Source organism: Actinophytocola oryzae (genome assembly GCF_004364325.1).
GTDB lineage: Bacteria > Actinomycetota > Actinomycetes > Mycobacteriales > Pseudonocardiaceae > Actinophytocola > Actinophytocola oryzae.
In genome coordinates this window covers 1-16273 of sequence record NZ_SOCP01000023.1, presented here as the reverse complement: position 1 = coordinate 16273, position 16273 = coordinate 1, and the positions used below count along the sequence as shown (strand labels likewise).

17 protein-coding genes are annotated in these 16273 nt (G+C 69.4%); 11 read left to right on the top strand and 6 right to left on the bottom strand.

The features are described from left to right. Positions 1-18 precede the first annotated feature (18 nt). From CLV71_RS40555 to CLV71_RS40530, 6 genes are all read left to right on the top strand, one after another. A complete protein-coding gene (locus CLV71_RS40555) occupies positions 19-1752 on the top strand; it encodes a DEAD/DEAH box helicase (protein WP_133908264.1) in 1734 nt (577 codons plus the stop codon). A gap of 374 nt (positions 1753-2126) precedes the next feature. Then, the gene (locus tag CLV71_RS40550; RefSeq protein WP_133908263.1) at positions 2127-3260 is read left to right on the top strand and encodes a sugar ABC transporter substrate-binding protein; all 1134 of its coding nucleotides are present in this window, start codon (positions 2127-2129) and stop codon (positions 3258-3260) included. Positions 3261-3333: 73 nt separating this feature from the next. Then, positions 3334-4107 (top strand): ATP-binding cassette domain-containing protein, encoded by a 774-nt coding sequence (locus CLV71_RS40545; RefSeq protein WP_133908262.1) that lies wholly within the window; start codon positions 3334-3336, stop codon positions 4105-4107. 25 nt (positions 4108-4132) lie between these two features. Next, positions 4133-5563, top strand: coding sequence for a sugar ABC transporter permease (locus CLV71_RS40540; protein WP_133908261.1), 1431 nt, complete (start codon positions 4133-4135; stop codon positions 5561-5563). A 69-nt stretch (positions 5564-5632) separates the two neighbouring features. After that, entirely contained in the window at positions 5633-6769 is a 1137-nt protein-coding gene (locus CLV71_RS40535; protein ID WP_133908418.1) for an ROK family protein, read from the top strand. Between the two features lie 13 nt (positions 6770-6782). Continuing rightward, entirely contained in the window at positions 6783-7061 is a 279-nt protein-coding gene (locus tag CLV71_RS40530) for an MFS transporter (RefSeq protein ID WP_133908260.1), read from the top strand. A gap of 173 nt (positions 7062-7234) precedes the next feature. Here the strand turns inward: CLV71_RS40530 and CLV71_RS40525 are convergent, their stop codons facing one another. Beyond that, positions 7235-7426 carry a DUF7455 domain-containing protein gene (locus CLV71_RS40525; RefSeq protein WP_133908259.1) on the bottom strand — a complete coding sequence of 64 codons (192 nt, stop codon included), beginning with the start codon at positions 7424-7426 and terminating at the stop codon, positions 7235-7237. A gap of 272 nt (positions 7427-7698) precedes the next feature. On the opposite strand from CLV71_RS40525, the gene CLV71_RS40520 reads away from it, so the two are divergent. Then, positions 7699-8493 carry an EamA family transporter gene (locus CLV71_RS40520; RefSeq protein ID WP_133908417.1) on the top strand — a complete coding sequence of 265 codons (795 nt, stop codon included), beginning with the start codon at positions 7699-7701 and terminating at the stop codon, positions 8491-8493. On the opposite strand, the gene CLV71_RS40515 is transcribed toward CLV71_RS40520, so the two are convergent. The 3 genes from CLV71_RS40515 to ppgK form a co-directional block, all read right to left on the bottom strand. Further along, positions 8490-9128, bottom strand: coding sequence for a DinB family protein (locus tag CLV71_RS40515; protein ID WP_133908258.1), 639 nt, complete (start codon positions 9126-9128; stop codon positions 8490-8492). The genes CLV71_RS40520 and CLV71_RS40515 overlap by 4 nt on opposite strands. Positions 9129-9203: 75 nt before the next feature. After that, complete coding sequence (locus CLV71_RS40510) at positions 9204-10577, bottom strand: RNA polymerase sigma factor (protein ID WP_133908257.1); 1374 nt, start codon at positions 10575-10577, stop codon at positions 9204-9206. A 686-nt stretch (positions 10578-11263) separates the two neighbouring features. Continuing rightward, positions 11264-12025 carry a polyphosphate--glucose phosphotransferase gene (gene ppgK, locus CLV71_RS40505; protein WP_133908256.1) on the bottom strand — a complete coding sequence of 254 codons (762 nt, stop codon included), beginning with the start codon at positions 12023-12025 and terminating at the stop codon, positions 11264-11266. An 83-nt stretch (positions 12026-12108) separates the two neighbouring features. On the opposite strand from ppgK, the gene CLV71_RS40500 reads away from it, so the two are divergent. Continuing rightward, positions 12109-12906 (top strand): inositol monophosphatase family protein, encoded by a 798-nt coding sequence (locus CLV71_RS40500; protein WP_133908255.1) that lies wholly within the window; start codon positions 12109-12111, stop codon positions 12904-12906. A gap of 96 nt (positions 12907-13002) precedes the next feature. Here the strand turns inward: CLV71_RS40500 and cei are convergent, their stop codons facing one another. Next, positions 13003-13683, bottom strand: coding sequence for an envelope integrity protein Cei (gene cei / locus CLV71_RS40495; protein WP_133908254.1), 681 nt, complete (start codon positions 13681-13683; stop codon positions 13003-13005). Between the two features lie 404 nt (positions 13684-14087). Here cei and CLV71_RS40490 point away from each other — a divergent pair, with 404 nt between their 5' ends. Further along, complete coding sequence (locus CLV71_RS40490) at positions 14088-14396, top strand: DUF4193 domain-containing protein (RefSeq protein ID WP_133908253.1); 309 nt, start codon at positions 14088-14090, stop codon at positions 14394-14396. A 53-nt stretch (positions 14397-14449) separates the two neighbouring features. On the opposite strand, the gene CLV71_RS40485 is transcribed toward CLV71_RS40490, so the two are convergent. Next, complete coding sequence (locus tag CLV71_RS40485) at positions 14450-14920, bottom strand: DUF3093 domain-containing protein (RefSeq protein WP_133908252.1); 471 nt, start codon at positions 14918-14920, stop codon at positions 14450-14452. 24 nt (positions 14921-14944) lie between these two features. Here CLV71_RS40485 and dut point away from each other — a divergent pair, with 24 nt between their 5' ends. Both dut and CLV71_RS40475 read left to right on the top strand, forming a co-directional pair. Then, positions 14945-15412 (top strand): dUTP diphosphatase, encoded by a 468-nt coding sequence (dut, locus tag CLV71_RS40480; RefSeq protein WP_133908251.1) that lies wholly within the window; start codon positions 14945-14947, stop codon positions 15410-15412. A gap of 4 nt (positions 15413-15416) precedes the next feature. Then, the gene (locus CLV71_RS40475) at positions 15417-16085 is read left to right on the top strand and encodes a DUF3710 domain-containing protein (protein ID WP_133908250.1); all 669 of its coding nucleotides are present in this window, start codon (positions 15417-15419) and stop codon (positions 16083-16085) included. Positions 16086-16273 lie beyond the last annotated feature (188 nt).

Genomic DNA, 16273 nt, shown 5'->3' with positions numbered 1-16273 from the left:
GGAGGAGTTGCCGGACGAATGACGTCGGTGCAGGGGAAAGAACAGGCGGTACAGCCGGGGGGCTCTCGACCGCTTCGCGCGTGGCAGCGTCGGGCGATCACCAGATATCTGACCAACCGGCCGCAGGACTTCCTCGCGGTCGCGACGCCGGGTGCGGGCAAGACCGTGTTCGGTCTGCGGGTGGCCAGCGAGCTGCTCGCCGACCGGGTGGTCGAGCGGGTCACGATCGTGACGCCCACCGAGCACCTGAAGTACCAGTGGGCGCAGGCGGCTGCCATGGCCGGGATCTCGATCGACCCGAACTTCCGCAACTCGGCGGGCCAGACGGCGAGCGACTACCTCGGCGTCGCGGTGACGTACGCGCAGGTCGCCGCGCATCCGATGCTGCACAGGGTGCGCACGGAGCAGCGCAAGACGCTGGTGATCCTCGACGAGATCCACCACGGCGGCGACGCGAAGTCGTGGGGTGACGGCATCCGTGAGGCGTTCACCCCCGCCGTGCGGCGGCTGGCGCTGACCGGCACGCCGTTCCGCAGCGACGACTCGCCGATCCCGTTCGTGGCCTACGAGCCGGACGCGGGCGGCTTCATGCGCAGCAAGGCCGACCACACCTACGGCTACAGCGACGCGCTGGCCGACGGCGTGGTCCGGCCGGTGATCTTCCTGGCGTACTCGGGCGAGGCCAGCTGGCGAACCAGCGCCGGTGAGGAGTTCACCGCCCGTCTCGGCGAGCCGATGACGAACGAGCAGACCGCCAGGGCGTGGCGCACCGCGCTGGACCCGGAGGGCGAGTGGATCCCGGCCGTCCTGCGGGCCGCCGACCTGCGGCTCGCGCAGCTGCGGCAGAGCGTGCCGGACGCGGGCGGCCTGGTGATCGCGTCGGACCACATCACGGCCAAGGCGTACGCGAAGACCATCGCGCGCCTCACCGACCGGGAACCGGTCGTGGTGCTCTCCGACGACCCGAAGGCGTCGAGCCGCATCGCCGAGTTCGCCGAGTCCGACGACCGGTGGCTCGTCGCGGTCCGGATGGTCTCCGAGGGTGTCGACGTGCCGCGGCTCGCGGTCGGCGTGTACGCCACCAGTGCGTCGACGCCGCTGTTCTTCGCGCAGGCCGTCGGCCGGTTCGTGCGTGCGCGGCGGCCGGGGGAGACGGCGAGTGTGTTCCTGCCGAGCGTGCCGGTGCTGCTCGAGCTGGCCAGCCAGCTCGAGGCGCAGCGCGACCACATCCTCGGCAAGCCGCACCGCGAGAAGGACGGCTGGGAGGACGAGCTGCTCGCCGACGCCAACCGTCAGAAGGACGAGCCGGGCGAGGAGGAGAAGGCGTTCACCGCGTTGTCCGCGTCGGCCGAGCTGGACCAGGTGATCTACGACGGTTCGTCGTTCGGCACCGCGGCGTTCGCGGGCTCCGACGAGGAGCAGGAGTACCTGGGCCTGCCCGGGCTGCTGGAGCCGGACCAGGTGCGGGCGCTGCTGCGCCAGCGGCAGGACCAGCAGCTCGCGGACCGCACGAAGCGGGCGGCGAACGCCCAGCCGGAGGAGGCGCGGCAGCCACGCGTGCAGTCGGTCGCCGAGCGGCTCACCGCACTGCGCAAGGAGCTGAACACCCTGGTCGCGATGTACCACCACCGCACCGGCAAGCCGCACGGCATGATCCACGGCGAGCTGCGCCGCGTGTGCGCCGGGCCGCCGACGGCCATGGCGTCGGTGGAACAGCTCGAGGAGCGCATCGCGACCCTGCGGAGCTGGTGACCGCCGCGACGTTCGGTAGTCGGGCTCCCGAAAGTGGTCTAGACCGTCAACTGGTCGGGTGGTCACCCCGCCCCCGGCCTTAGCTGCTGGTTATCGGGTCGTCAGGGTGCGCGCGCATCAGGTGAAATCCTGTCGACCCGCGAACTTCCCCTCGCGCGGATGATCCGAGGCCGCTACCCTTCGTGTTCGGCGCGCCAGCCCTGCGCGGAGCACGGCCTCGATGACCACCACATGGCCGGTTCGTTGCCAAACTGTGTCGTTCGGAACCCCTGCGTGGCTTCCCTCACAGCGTTCGCGGGCATATGTTGTGCACCGCAACATTTCGGCTTGGGGTTGGCGCTAGCCACCGAGACCGACCGTGAAGGGATCGTTGAATGCGCAGTACAAGGCTTGCTCTCATTGCCGCGGGCATGGGTCTGACCCTGGCCATGTCGGCGTGTGGGGCCAACTCGGACAACTCCTCGTCCGGGAGTGACAGCGGGGACACCGACAGCGCGTCGGGCGGCATCCCCGTTGGCGTCATCCTGCCGGAGACCGCCACCTCCGCCCGCTGGGAGGGCTTCGACAAGCCCATGCTCGAGGCGGCGCTGAAGGCGGAGGGCCTCGACCCCCACATCGAGAACGCCCAGGGCGACGTCCAGAAGTTCTCCACCCTGGCCGACGGCATGATCAACGACGGCGTCAAGGTCCTGATCATCGCCTCCATCAACTCCGAGCTCGGCGGCACGGTCGCTCAGAAGGCCAACGCGCAGGGCATCCCGACGATCGACTACGACCGCCTGAACCTGGGCGGCAGCTCCGAGTACTACGTGTCGTTCGACAACGTGAAGGTCGGCGAGCTGCAGGGCCAGGGCCTGGCCGATGCGCTCAAGGACAAGCCGAACGGTCAGCAGGTCATCGAGATCGAGGGCGCGCCGACGGACAACAACGCCACGTTGTTCTACAACGGCCAGCAGAACATCCTGAAGCCGCTGTACAGCTCGGGCAAGCTCAAGCTGGTCCAGTCGCAGCCGATCGACGACTGGGACAACCAGAAGGGCGGCACGACCTTCGAGAACATCCTGACCAGCAACGGCACCAAGGTCGACGGTGTCGTCGCGGCCAACGACGGTCTCGCGGGCGCGATCATCACCGTGCTGAAGAAGTACCAGCTGAACGGCAAGGTCCCGGTGACCGGTCAGGACGCCACCGCGGACGGCCTCAAGGCCATCCTGTCCGGTGACCAGTACATGACCGTCTTCAAGCCGATCAAGCAGGAGGCGGAGGCCACCGCCAAGCTGGCCGCCGCGCTCGCCAAGGGTGCCTCCGGCAAGGCCGAGGCCGACAAGGTCGCCACCGCGACCAGCGACGACCCGGTCGGCAAGCGTCAGGTCAAGTCCGTGCTCCTCGAGCCGTTCCTGATCACCAAGGCCGAAGTCAAGCGCGTCATCGACGAGGGCTACGTGAAGGCCGAAGAGGTGTGCACCGGTGACCTGAAGGCCGCCTGCACCCAGGCCGGCATCTCCTGATCCCCGTGTAAGCCGGGCCGGTCGCACCCGCCACCACCGGGGTGCGACCGGCCTACGCAGGAGGAACCTTTCAATGAGTGAACCCCTTCTCGAGCTGATCGGGATCAACAAGAGCTTCGGCCCGGTGCACGTGCTGCACGACGTCGACTTCACGGTGCGGGCAGGCGAGGTCACCGCACTCGTCGGCGACAACGGCGCAGGCAAGTCGACGCTCATCAAGTGTGTCGCCGGGATCTACCCGATGGACTCCGGCCAGGTCCGCTTCCGCGGCCAGCCGGTCACGATCCACAGCCCGAAGGAAGCAGCCGACCTCGGCATCGAGGTCGTGTACCAGGACCTCGCGCTCGCCGACAACCTCGACGTCGTGCAGAACATGTTCCTCGGCAGGGAGCGCGGCTCCAGCTGGCTGATGGACGAGTCGAGCATGGAGAAGGCCGCCCGCGAGACGCTCGCCTCGCTGTCGGTCCGCACGGTCAAGTCGGTGCGAACGCCAGTCGCATCGCTGTCCGGCGGCCAGCGCCAGACCGTCGCCATCGCCAAGGCGGTGCTGTGGGACAGCAAGGTCGTGCTCCTCGACGAGCCGACCGCCGCACTGGGCGTCGCCCAGACCCGTCAGGTCCTCGACCTGGTCCGGCGCCTCGCCGAGCAGGGCCTCGGTGTCGTGCTGATCAGCCACAACATGGCCGACGTGTTCGAGGTGGCCGACCGGGTCTCCACGCTGTACCTCGGCCGCATGGTGGCCGATCTGCCGGTCAAGGAGACCACGCACAGCCAGGTCGTCGAGCTCATCACCGCGGGCCGGTCCGGTGAACTCGGCCTCGCCCGCCCAGAGCAAGTCACCCTCTAGCTCTTCTCACCCGAGGACCTCTTCCATGACCGAGACCCCGGCCAGGCCGGACACCAAGAACCAACGGGGAGCGATCTCCGACTTCGGCATCGACACGACCTCCCAGTCGACCGGCGAGGCGATCCGCGACTACTTCGCGAGGTTGCGCGGCGGTGACCTCGGCTCGCTGCCCGCCCTGCTCGGGCTCGCCGTGCTGGTGGTCGTGTTCGCCACGCAGTCGGACAACTTCCTGACACTGAACAACACCGCGAACCTGGTCGCACAGGGCGCAGGCAAGATGATCATCGCCATGGGCCTGGTCTACGTCCTGCTGCTCGGCGAGATCGACCTGTCGGCAGGCACCCTGTCCGGCGTGTGCGCGTCCGTCATGGCGATGCACTACGTCGAGGCGGGCAACCTGCTCGGCGGCATGGGCACCACCGTGTTCTGGGTGTTCGAGATCGGCATGGGGTTGGCCGCCGTCCTCGCGATCCTCATGCGGATCTGGGCGGGTGCGGTGTTCGCGCTCGCCGCGTTCTTGATCGCCGTGATCGGCGTGCCGCCGAACGCGTGGCTCGAGATGCTGCTCGCGGTCTGCGTCGGTGCGGCCATCGGCTGTATCTCCGGCTTCCTGGTCTCCAAGATCGGTATGCCCTCGTTCGTGGTGACACTCGCGTTGTTCATCGCGTGGCAGGGCGTGATCCTGCAGTTCATCGGCCAGGGCGGCGTGCTCGGCATCCGCACCTCGCAGGTGCTGTTCAACGTGGCCAACGGCAACCTGTCGGTGTTCGGCAGCTGGGTGCTGTGCGTGATCGCGGCGGGCGGCTACGCGGTGGTGGTGCTCGGTGAGCACTTCACGCGGCTGCGCAAGGGACTCGTCACCTCGCCGACGTCGATCGCGCTCGGCAAGGTCGTGGTGGTCGTGGCCATCGCGGTCGTCCTCACGGCGCTGTTCACGCTCAACCGCTCGCCGAACCCGGACCTGGTGACCATCCAGGGCGTGCCGTACGTGGTACCCATCATCCTGGCTCTGCTGGTGATCGGTACGTTCGTGCTCAACCGCACGCGTTACGGAAGGCACATCTACGCGGTCGGCGGCAACGCGGAGGCCGCGCGCCGTGCCGGTATCAATGTGAGCAAGATCCGTGCGAGTGTTTTCGTGGTCTCGTCCGCGGCGGCCGCCATCGGTGCGATCGTGTACTCGTCGAAGGCGGGCTCCGTCGACCCACAGGCCGGTGGCCTGAACACCCTGCTGTTCGCCGTCGGAGCGGCGGTGATCGGTGGTACCTCACTGTTCGGCGGCCGGGGCAAGGTCGCGCACGCGGTCATCGGTGGTCTGGTGCTCGCGGTGGTGGAGAACGGCCTCGGGCTGCTGAAGCAGCCGGCCGCGGTGGTCAACATCATCACCGGTCTGGTGCTGCTGCTCGCCGCCTCGGTCGACGCGCTGTCCCGCAGGAGGGCGGCAGTCAGTCGTTAGCAGGTAGGAGCGAGGGGTTTGACCAGCACACCAACGGGCACGCCCAGCCTGGGCGCCCGGCCCGACGAGGTGCGCCGGCACAACCGCACGGTCCTGTTGAGAAGGCTGCACGTCGGTGGTCCGACCACGAGGGCGTCGCTGGCGGCTGAGCTGGGCCTCAACCGCAGCACGATCAAGGCACTCGTGGACGGGCTCGCCGAGACGGGAGTGGTCGAGGAGAAGGTGCCCCGCCAGCGTTCCGGCGCGGGGCGCCCGTCCCTCCTCGTCCTCCCGCAGCCACACGCCGCGGTGGTGCTCGCGGTGGACGTGCGGGTCGACCAGGTCTCGATCGCCCTGGTCGGCCTCGGGGGTGCGATTCTCGGGCGCAACAGCTGGAACCTGCGGGGGCACACCCGCGGGCCGGAGGAAGTCATCACACACGTGGTCGACTCGGCCATCGTGCTGGCGGCGGACATCGGCGTGACGATGGTCGCGGGAGGGGTGTCGGTCCCCGGCGTGGTCCGGCGTTCGGACGGTCTCGTACACGAGGCGCCGAACCTGCACTGGACAGGCGTGCCACTCGGCGAGCGGCTGTCGACGGTGTTCGGCATGCCGGTCGTGATCGGCAACGACGCGGAGCTCGGTGCGTTGGCCGAGCACCTGCGCGGCGCCGCCCGCGAGGCGTCGGACGCCGTGTACGTGTCGGCCGACGTCGGTGTCGGCGGCGGCGTGATCTCGGACGGCTCCGCGTTGCGGGGCACCGCGGGCTACGTCGGCGAGCTCGGCCACATGGCCGTCAACCCGGCTGGGCGGCAGTGTTACTGCGGCAGCACCGGCTGCTGGGAGACCGAGGTCGGCGAGCCGGCGCTGTGCCGTGCGCTCGGCCTGCGGGAGGGCTCACCGCGTGGCGCGGTGGTCGCGGAGCTGCGGGCGCTGGCCAGCTCGTCGGCGCTGGTGCGGGAACGCCTCGGCGAGTTCGGCGAGTGGCTGACGGTCGGGCTCGTCAACGTCGTGAACGTCCTCGGTCCGGAGCTCGTGGTGCTCGGTGACCTGTTCACCGCGCTGCCTGCGTCGCTGATCGCGGACGTGGGCGGCGAGGTGCGCAAACGCAGCCTGGTCAGCCGCGCGGTCGGCGGCATCCGCATCGTGGTGTCCACCCTGGGTCCCGACTCGACCCTGCTGGGCGCGGCCGAGCTGGCCTTCGAACCGGTCCTGGACGGCGTCTAGGGTCGTTCCCCAGATGTTTGCCAACGCCCTTCTGGACCTCACAACTCTCCGCACTGCCGTGTTCCGGCGGGTCTGGTTCGGGCAGATCGCGTCCGCGCTCGGCGGCCAGATGACGTTGGTCGCCGTGTTGTTCCAGGTGTGGGACGCCACGAGGAGCCCGGTCTGGACCGGGGCTGTCGGCATGGCACAGGCGGTGCCGCTCATGGTGCTCAGCCTGTTCGCTGGAGCTCTTGTCGACCGGCGGGACCGGCGTCTCGTCTACCTGACGGCCATGACCGGGCAGGCCGGGTGAAGGCCCGCTCACCAGCGAGCGGAGCGAGCCAATCTCGCAGTGCTCGCCAGTGTGGCGGCCGTCCTGCTGGTCGCGGCGGTGACACCGAGCCTTCGCCGGTTCCGGGTATAGGCGAGGCGGGACCCACACACCAGGGTCCCGCCTCGAAGTCGCTTTTTGGTTGTGGTGGCTGGCTAGGCCTGCGGCTGTCCTTGCTGCAGGTCGGCTTCCAGCTCGCGAAGGCGCTCCTGGTGCTTCCTGGCGTGGTGACCACAGAAGAGGAGCTCGCCGCCGGAGGGAAGTATTGCCCGTACCTGCGCGGCTGCCCCGCAACGGTCACAACGGTCAGCAGCGGTCAGGTCGGGGCGGGTGAGCGTCGTGTTCATGGCAGTTCTCCCTCCGTCCCGGCATCCGGGAGTCCCGGTGCCGATGTCGGCTGCGGCCACTGCTGGCGCGGTGTCGCAGCCTCTACTCTTCCAGACGTTTCGATCCCCGTCAGTGTTCCCGGGCTGAATGAGAGATCGCTCGACGCATGATTTAACCCGGTTGTCGTATTGGGCCTCTCACATTGCAGGATCGTCACGTGGGTTCGAAAGGTTCAGTGACTCACGCCACTCGCCTCCCGGCGCCGCTACTCTTCGTGATCGGTGGCGTGTCGATGTACCTGGGCGCGGCGGCGGCCGTCTGGCTGTTCGGGTCGCTGTCGCCGTCGGCCGTCGCGTGGCTCCGGCAGCTGGGCGCCGCGGTGGTCCTGCTCGCATGGCGGCGGCCGGGACGTGCCGCCTGGCGTGGGAAGGTCTTCTGGCTCGCGGCGTTGTTTGGGTTGGTCACGGCCGTCATGAACCTCGCGTTCTATGAGTCGCTCGACCGGCTGCCGCTCGGGACGGCGGTCGCTCTGGAGTTCGTCGGACCGGTCCTTGTGGCGGCCTTCGGATCACGCTCCGTGAGGGACTTCGGCGCACTGTTGCTGGTGGTCAGCGGTGTGGTCCTCATCGCGGACGTGCGTTGGGCCGGCAGCACCCTGGGAGTTTTGTTCGCTCTCAGCGCAGCGGTCCTGTGGGCCGCATATATCGTCCTCGGCAAGCGTGTCGCGAGTGTCGGGCTCGGTGTGGACGGCCTCGCGGTCGGGTTCGGCGTCGCGACCGTGGTGCTCTCGCCGCTGGCGCTCAGCACCGGCCCGGTGTGGTCTTCGCCACGTCTGATCCTGCTCGGCGTGGGAGTCGGGGTGTTGTCCACAGTGGTGCCGTACGTGTTCGACCAGATCGTGCTGCGGCGGATGGGACAGGCCCGGTTCGCCCTGCTGCTGGCGCTACTCCCGGTAACAGCCACGGCGATCGGCTTCCTCGTGCTGCGTCAGGTGCCCACGCTGCCGGAGGCCGTCGGCATTCTCGCCGTGGTGGTTGGTCTCACGATTCGGACACGAGATGTCGAGCCGGCTCCAGAGGCGCTCTAGACCGTCCCTAGTGGAACTCCAGGGGCGGGCTGGTGCTTCGCGCCCAGGCCCGAGTCCCAGGGCCGGTCCCGGGGCCGCCAGGGCGTCACCGACGACGACGCCGGCCAACCCTCCGCCGCGGCGAGCAGTTCCTCGGCCCGGGCGCCGTCGATGGACTCGCGGATGATGTCCGCCTGCCCCGCGTGCCTCGCGAGGTCCTCGATGAGGTGCAGGAGCACCCAGCGGACCGACCACGCGGCCACGTCCGGCGCGAACGCCGGGTGGTTCGCGGGCGCGGGCACCGCCTGACCCAGGTCGTCGACCGCCGCGACGGTCGCCTCGGTCTCGGCCGCCGCCGCGTCCAGGTCGGCCAGCAGGCTCTCCAGGGTGTCAGCATCGCCCAGCTCGAACTGGCGGTCGTACTCCGGGTTCGTCCTCGGGTCGGGTCGTCCGGCGACGCGGTCGAGCCACCCGCGCTCGGTGAACGCGACGTGCTTGAGCAACCCGCCGATCGACAGGGCGCTCACGGTCGGCGTCGCACGCAGCTGCTCCTCGGTGAGGCCGTGGGCGGCGTGCCGGAGCACGCGTCGCTGCTGTGCGAGGAACCCGAGCAGCCCGGACCGCTCGTCCGGCACCGGCGGAACGTTCGCGTCCAACTGACCAACCCCCGCACTAAGACACATCCCCGTCGCCCTGAGGGGCGACGGGGATGTGGTCAAGCAGTGTTCAGCTCATTCCAGGTAGTCGCGCAGGACCTGCGAGCGCGACGGGTGACGCAGCTTCGACATCGTCTTCGACTCGATCTGGCGGATGCGCTCACGCGTCACGCCGTAGACCTGGCCGATCTCGTCGAGAGTGCGCGGCTGGCCGTCGGTGAGGCCGAAGCGCAGCCGGACCACGCCCGCCTCGCGCTCGGACAGCGTCGCCAGCACGGACTGCAGCTGGTCCTGCAGGAGCGTGAACGACACCGCGTCGACCGCGACGACCGCCTCGGAGTCCTCGATGAAGTCGCCGAGCTGGCTGTCGCCCTCGTCACCGATGGTCTGGTCCAGCGAGATGGGCTCCCGGGCGTACTGCTGGATCTCCAGCACCTTCTCCGGGGTGATGTCCATCTCCTTGGCGAGCTCCTCCGGCGTCGGCTCGCGGCCGAGGTCCTGGAGCAGCTCGCGCTGGATGCGACCGAGCTTGTTGATGACCTCGACCATGTGCACCGGGATACGGATGGTGCGGGCCTGGTCGGCCATCGCGCGGGTGATCGCCTGCCGGATCCACCAGGTGGCGTACGTGGAGAACTTGTAGCCCTTGGTGTAGTCGAACTTCTCGACGGCACGGATCAGACCCAGGTTGCCCTCCTGGATGAGGTCCAGGAACGCCATGCCGCGGCCGGTGTAGCGCTTGGCCAGCGACACCACCAGGCGGAGGTTGGCCTCGAGCAGGTGGTTCTTGGCGCGCTCACCGTCACGCACGATCCACCGGAGGTCACGCCGCAGCTGCGGGTTCAGCTTCTCCGACGACTCGTCCTCGGACTTGCGCACCCGCTCCGCCGCGTACAGGCCGGCCTCGATCCGCTTGGCGAGCTCGACCTCCTCCTCGGCGTTGAGCAGCGCCACCTTGCCGATCTGCTTCAGGTAGGCGCGGACCGAGTCGGCCGACGCGGTGAGCTCGGCGTCCTTGCGAGCCTGCCGCAGGGCCTCCGACTCCTCCTCGTCCCAGACGAAGTCGCCGTCCTTGGTCTCCTTGCGGGGATCCTTCTCGTCGACCTCCTCGACCGGCTCCTCGACGACGTCGGCCTCGAGCTCGACGTCCTCCAGGTCCTCCAGGTCGGGGGAGTCGAGATCGGGCTCCTCACCGTCACCCGCCTCGCCGTCGGCCGGGCTGCCCGCCTTCTTCGTGGCATCGGCCTTGGTCTTCTTCGGGCCGGCCGCGGCGGACTTGGTCGCGGTCTTGCGGGGAGTGCGCGTCTTGGCGGCGCTCGCCGTCTTGTTCGTCGCGGTCTTCAAGCTCGGCTTCTCAGTGGTTTCGTCGGTGTCCGGCTGGGCGTTGGCCGACTCGGCCGCGTCCGCCGGAGCGGTGGAGCGTCGGGTTGCGGTTCTTGCGGCTGCCACGTACGCCCTTTCGCTGCTCAATCACTGGCAACGCCAGACATTCGAGAACGACTGGCCTGCCGGAGTTCGGGGATCGCCCGGTGGCCTTGGCCGCGGGCACTGTTCCATTGTAACTACGAAGCTGGCGCCCCGGGTGACGGCCTGGGACACAAGACGATCAGTTTTGACTCGTTCGGTGACGTTGGCTCGCTCCGCTCGCTGGTGAGAGGGCTGTGACATTGGCTCGCTCCGCTCGCGGGTGAGCGGGCCTTTACCCGGCGTCTTCCCTCCTGTGCGCGAAGGTCCCTGGGCTCGTTCCTCGCGCAGGGACCTTCGTGCTCGTCAGTCCAGACGCCGGCGGCCCGCTCACGGTGACATTGGCTCGCTCCGCTCGCGGGTGAGCGGGCCTTCATCCGGCGTCTTCCCTCCTGCGCGCGAAGGTCCCTGGGCTCGTTCCTCGCGCAGGGACCTTCGTGCTCGTCAGTCCAGACGCCGGCGGCCCGCTCACGGTGACATTGGCTCGCTCCGCTCGCGGGTGAGCGGGCCTTCATCCGGCGTCTTCCCTCCTGCGCGCGCAAGCCTCTGGGCTCGCTTCGCTCGCGCAGAGGCTTCCGTGCTCGTCAGTCCAGACGCCGGCGGCCCCCTCACGCGCAGCGTGGTTGCACCGTCTCTTCGTTCTCGGAGCGGGGACCTACCTGGTGCTTTGCTCAGCCGCGGTGGCCGAGCTTCGCCGCGCGTGCCGCACCGACGATGCCCGCGTCGTTGCGTAGTTCGGCGGCCACCACCCGGGTGCGGACGTCGAGAAGGGGCAGCCACTTGTCCGCCTTCTTGCTGACGCCGCCGCCCGCGATGATCAGGTCGGGCCAGATGAGGTCCTCGAGGCTGCGGACGTACCGCGAGACGCGGACCGCCCACTCCTCCCACGACAGGTCCTGCTCCTCCTTCACCGAGGCGGCCGCGCGGGTCTCCGCGTCGTGGCCGTCGACCTCGAGGTGGCCGAACTCGGTGTTGGGGATCAGTTTCCCGTCGAGGAACAGGGCGCTGCCGATGCCGGTGCCGAACGTGAGCAGCACGACGACGCCCGTCTGGTCGTCGGGCCAGCCGTAGGAGATCTCCGCGACCCCCGCCGCGTCGGCGTCGTTGAGCACGACGACCTCGCCCGGCTCGCGTCCGAGCCGCTCACCGAACAGCGACGCGGCGTCCGTGCCGAGCCACGCCTTGTCGATGTTCGCCGCAGTGTGTGCCACGCCGTGTTTGATCACGGCGGGCAGCGTCACCCCGAGCGACCCGGTCCATTCGAACTCGTCGACTATCTGCCTGACGACGTCCGCGACCGCGTCGGGCTTGGACGGGTCCGGCGTGGGGATGCGCACGCGCTCCCCGACGAGCTTGCCGGCGTCCAGGTCCACCACGCCGCCCTTGATGCCTGACCCGCCGATGTCAACGCCGAAGCCGAGGGTTGCAGCCATCCCCGCGGTTCCCTTCGTACTCGATTCAGTGACGCTTTCCCCGGAGGTTATCCGGATGTGGTCCGATAGGTCTCGTGGGAGCCATGGAAGGACTGCTGGACGTTGCCGTATCGGTAGCTCGGGAGGCTGCCGCGCTCGCGCTCAGTTCCCGGCCGTCCGCGATACGTGACGTCGACACGAAGTCCTCGGCGACCGACGTCGTGACCGCCGCCGACCTGGCCGTGGAGCGGCTCGTGCGCACCAGGCTCGCGGAGCTGCGGCCCGGGGACCCGGTGTTCGGTGAGGAGACGGGCGGCGCGGCAGGCGGGCCCGGGCAGGTCTGCTGGGTGGTCGACCCGATCGACGGCACGGTGAACTACCTGTACGGGATGCCGTGGTACTCGGTGTCACTGGCCGCGCAGGTCGACGGGGTCTCGGTGGCCGCGGCGGTCGTCGAACCGGAGTCGGGACGGGAGTGGACGGCAGTGCGTGGCGGCGGGTCGTGGCTGGACGGGGTCACGCTGCGGGTGTCCTCGGCGACCGAGCTGGCGATGTCGATGATCGCGACGGGTTTCGCCTATCGCGCCGAGCGGAGGGCGAGGCAGGCGGCGGGTGTGGCGCGGCTGCTGCCGGTGGTGCGGGACATCCGGCGGCCGGGGTCGGCGTCGCTCGACCTGTGCTCGGTCGCGGCCGGGTGGGTCGACGGGTACTTCGAGCACGGGCTGTCACGCTGGGACTGGGCGGGTGGCGCGCTGGTCGCGGAGGAGGCCGGTGCGGTGGTGCGGCTGTCGTCGTCGCCGGAGGCGGTGGGGCCGGACCTGACGTTCTGTGCGACGCCGGGGATCGCCGACCAGCTGCGCGCAGCGGTCAAGGAGATCGGGCTGGCCGAGGAGTTGCCCTGACTTCGGTCGGGGCCGAGCGTCATGAAGGCGTCCTTCGGTGCGCTGGGCGTTACGAAGGAGTCCTTCAGTGCGGGTGGGGCGGCCCGGGGGAGTGCTTCAGCAGTTGACTTTGCGGGCGGCGGTCAGCAGTTGCGCGTCCAGGTTGGGTTGCGGGGCGTCGGCCTGTAAGCCGCCCTGGGCCACCGGGTTCTGCTTGGCGAAGTCGTTCAGCTGCTCGATCAACGTCTTGCCCGCGCGGTTCGGGTGCAGGTCGTCGAACTTGTCGCCGAGCACGATGTCGACCGTCGCGTCCTGGCGTTCGTCGCGGACCAGCTCCGCGCACGGCTCGATCAGGCTCAGCGTCCGCGCCGCGGCCGTGCCCTGCGCGCCGAAGCGGATCTGGGCGCGGCAGGTCATCGAGTCGCCGTACAGCGGGTCGTTGGCCGGGTCGGCGATCTCGCTGAAGCCGAGCGCGCGCAGGCTCTCGGTCACCAGCCGGGCCTGGCCGCGCTGGCTGCTCGCGTTCACGACCCGCACGAGTGCCGAGGCCGGCGAGGCGGGCTCGGTCCGGTTCAGCGCGTCCGGCTCGAGCGGCTTGCCCAGCGTCGGCACCGGCTGACCCTGCGCGGGGGCCGTCGGTTTGGCCGATGGCGGGTCGCAGTGCGCCGCCGCCGTCATCTCGTTGTCCGCGCTCATGACCTTCAGCCACACGATCGTGGCCGCTATGCCGAGCACGATGATCAGCAGGAACGCGGGCAAGGGCCGGCGCTTCCGGTAGCGCTGACCACCGCGTCGCATGACGTTCCCCGCCGTCACTAGTCCCCGCCCTCCTACGTGCCGCACCGAACGAACGTCCCCCACCCCTTGTTCGCTGCTGATCAGCCTAGGCGTTCCAGCTCCGTTCGGCGGCTCGGGCACAGAACTGTAGACGTATCGTGTCGCTTCCGGTTGCTCGGTGTTGATCACCAGTTGAGACACACCCGAACGGGTGACCTGCTGGATCGGTCCCTGAGCATGGTCTACGCTCTGCCCGCTCCGGTCATCGAGCACGAGACGCGAATCGATTCCGACGGGCGCCGATTTCCAACGGGGACACGCGGCGCGACGTGCGAGACGTCCGTCACTTGAGATGGCGGGCACAAACCGGGGCGCCTGAACGTTGACCAGCGCGCGAACACATCCTGAAGTGGGGGTGCACACAGATGGCTACCGATTACGACGCGCCACGTCGAAGCGAGTCCGACGATCTCGCGGAGGACTCGCTCGAGGAGCTGAAGGCACGTCGAAATGAGAACCAGTCCGGAGTCGTCGACGTCGACGAGTCGGACACCGCGGAGAGCTTCGAGCTTCCCGGTGCCGACCTGTCGAGCCTGTCGGGCGAGGACCTGACCGTACGAGTCGTCCCGAAGCAGGCCGACGAGTTCACCTGTTCCAAGTGCTTCCTGGTGCATCACCGCAGCAGGCTCGCCGAGGAATACAACGGTCAGCCGATCTGCCGAGACTGCGCATAAGGGAGCGGGCCCGTTCACCTAGGCGGGGGGATGGGCCCACCCGACAGAGTGAATCATCCGTTCAGGAGAGAGGCGACCTTCTCCGGACGGCGGGTGGAGAACACCCAGTACGGCGTCGGGTCCTCGGGGTCGGTCACCTCGACCCGCACGGTCGGGCCGACCCAGCCGCGGTGCAGTACGAACGCGGTCGGGTCGAGCTCGCGGCCGAGGACCTTGCGCTTCTCGGCGGCGCCGAACACCTCGACGGTGCCCACGTGTGCCAGAGGCAGGTGCGCCGTGCCGACGAACAGCTGGTCACCGTCTATGCGTACCGGCGCGCGGCCGGCCCGCCAGATCAGCACGGCCGTGAGCGGCAGGAGCACGACGTAGGGCAGCCACGCCCGGACGCCGGGGTAGCCGAGATGCACCTCGGCGGCGAGCAGTCCGGCGGCCAGCAGCGGCGGCAGCCACCAGTACCAGGGGACGTAGAGGCGCTCCGCGTGTCCGGTCTTGGCCGGCGCTTTCCCTGCCGCGCTGTCAGTCACGGGACCAGGGTAGTCTCGCCGCTCGTGCCCAGCGTGGAGGTCCTGCTCACCCGACTCGACCCCGACGTCCCCCTGCCGTCGTACGCGACGCCGGGAGACGCCGGCGCCGATCTCGTGACGACGACCGACGAGACGATCGAACCGGGGGAACGCGTGACGGTCGGCACCGGCGTGGCGATCGCCCTGCCGGACGGCTACGCCGCGTTCGTGCACCCGCGTTCCGGGCTCGCGGCGCGCGTCGGGCTGAGCGTGGTGAACACGCCGGGCACGATCGACTCCGGGTACCGGGGCGAGATCAGGATCTGCCTGATCAACCATGACCAGCGGAAGCCGGTCGTGCTGCGCAGGGGTGACCGCATCGCCCAGCTGGTGGTACAGCGCGTCGAGCACGCGGTGTTCCGTGAGGTGGACGAACTGGGTGACACCGCCCGCGGCGCGGGCGGCTACGGATCGACCGGCGGGCACGCTGTGCTGTCTCCGGTGGAGGGGTAGCTAAGTGGGACTGTTCGGACGACGTAAGCGCGCCGAGTCCGAGTCCGAGTACGACGACTCGTACGACGAGGACGAGTACGACGAGCAGGACGACGCCGCTGACGACGACGATCTCACCTCGGAGTTCGAGGGAGACCTGTTCGAGTACGCGGGCCCGCACGACTCGACCGAGGCACCCGACGACGGCATCAACCGCCTCGACCTCGGCTCGATCCGCCTCCCCGTGCCGGACGGCGCCCAGCTCCAGGTCGAGCTGGACCAGAACAAGGCGATCCGCGCGGTGCACGTGATCACCCCGGTGGGCCAGCTGACCGTCAACGCCTACGCGGCGCCGAAGTCGGGTGGCCTGTGGCGCGAGGTGGCCACGGAGCTGGCCGACCAGCTGCGTGAGGACGGCGCGACCGTCCGCACCGTCACCGGCGAGTGGGGCATGGAACTCCTGGCCGCACTCGGCGAGGTGTCACTGCGATTCGTCGGCGTCGACGGGCCTCGGTGGATGCTGCGTGGAGTGGTCGCCGGACCGCCGCAGGCCGCCGAGCAGAGCGCCCACGCGCTGCACGACCTGGTCCGCGGCACGGTCGTGGTCCGAGGCCCCAAGCCGATGCCGGTACGCACGCCACTGGAAGTGGAACTGCCACCGGCGATAGCGGAACACATCGCCGCGCAGAGTTGATTGGCTCGGTGACATTGGCTCGCTGTGACATTGGCTCGCTCCGCTCGCTGGTGAGTGGGCCTTCATCCGGCGTCTTCCCTCCTGCGCGCGGAAGTCCCTGGGCTCGCTTCGCTCGCGCAGGGGCTTCCGTGCTCGTCAGTCCAGACGCCGGCGGCCCGCTCACGGTGACATTGGCTCGCTCCGCTCGC

Bases quoted from the DNA above. Each gene is read 5' to 3' on its own strand.
- CLV71_RS40545 (WP_133908262.1), top strand. From the start codon at position 3,334: ATGAGTGAACCCCTTCTCGAGCTGATCGGGATCAACAAGAGCTTCGGC.
- CLV71_RS40490 (WP_133908253.1), top strand. From the start codon at position 14,088: ATGGCTACCGATTACGACGCGCCACGTCGAAGCGAGTCCGACGATCTC.
- ppgK (WP_133908256.1), bottom strand. From the start codon at position 12,025: ATGGCTGCAACCCTCGGCTTCGGCGTTGACATCGGCGGGTCAGGCATC.
- CLV71_RS40550 (WP_133908263.1), top strand. From the start codon at position 2,127: ATGCGCAGTACAAGGCTTGCTCTCATTGCCGCGGGCATGGGTCTGACC.
- CLV71_RS40525 (WP_133908259.1), bottom strand. From the start codon at position 7,426: ATGAACACGACGCTCACCCGCCCCGACCTGACCGCTGCTGACCGTTGT.
- CLV71_RS40555 (WP_133908264.1), top strand. From the start codon at position 19: ATGACGTCGGTGCAGGGGAAAGAACAGGCGGTACAGCCGGGGGGCTCT.
- CLV71_RS40540 (WP_133908261.1), top strand. From the start codon at position 4,133: ATGACCGAGACCCCGGCCAGGCCGGACACCAAGAACCAACGGGGAGCG.
- cei (WP_133908254.1), bottom strand. From the start codon at position 13,683: ATGCGACGCGGTGGTCAGCGCTACCGGAAGCGCCGGCCCTTGCCCGCG.
- CLV71_RS40520 (WP_133908417.1), top strand. From the start codon at position 7,699: ATGTACCTGGGCGCGGCGGCGGCCGTCTGGCTGTTCGGGTCGCTGTCG.
- CLV71_RS40500 (WP_133908255.1), top strand. From the start codon at position 12,109: ATGGAAGGACTGCTGGACGTTGCCGTATCGGTAGCTCGGGAGGCTGCC.
- CLV71_RS40530 (WP_133908260.1), top strand. From the start codon at position 6,783: ATGTTTGCCAACGCCCTTCTGGACCTCACAACTCTCCGCACTGCCGTG.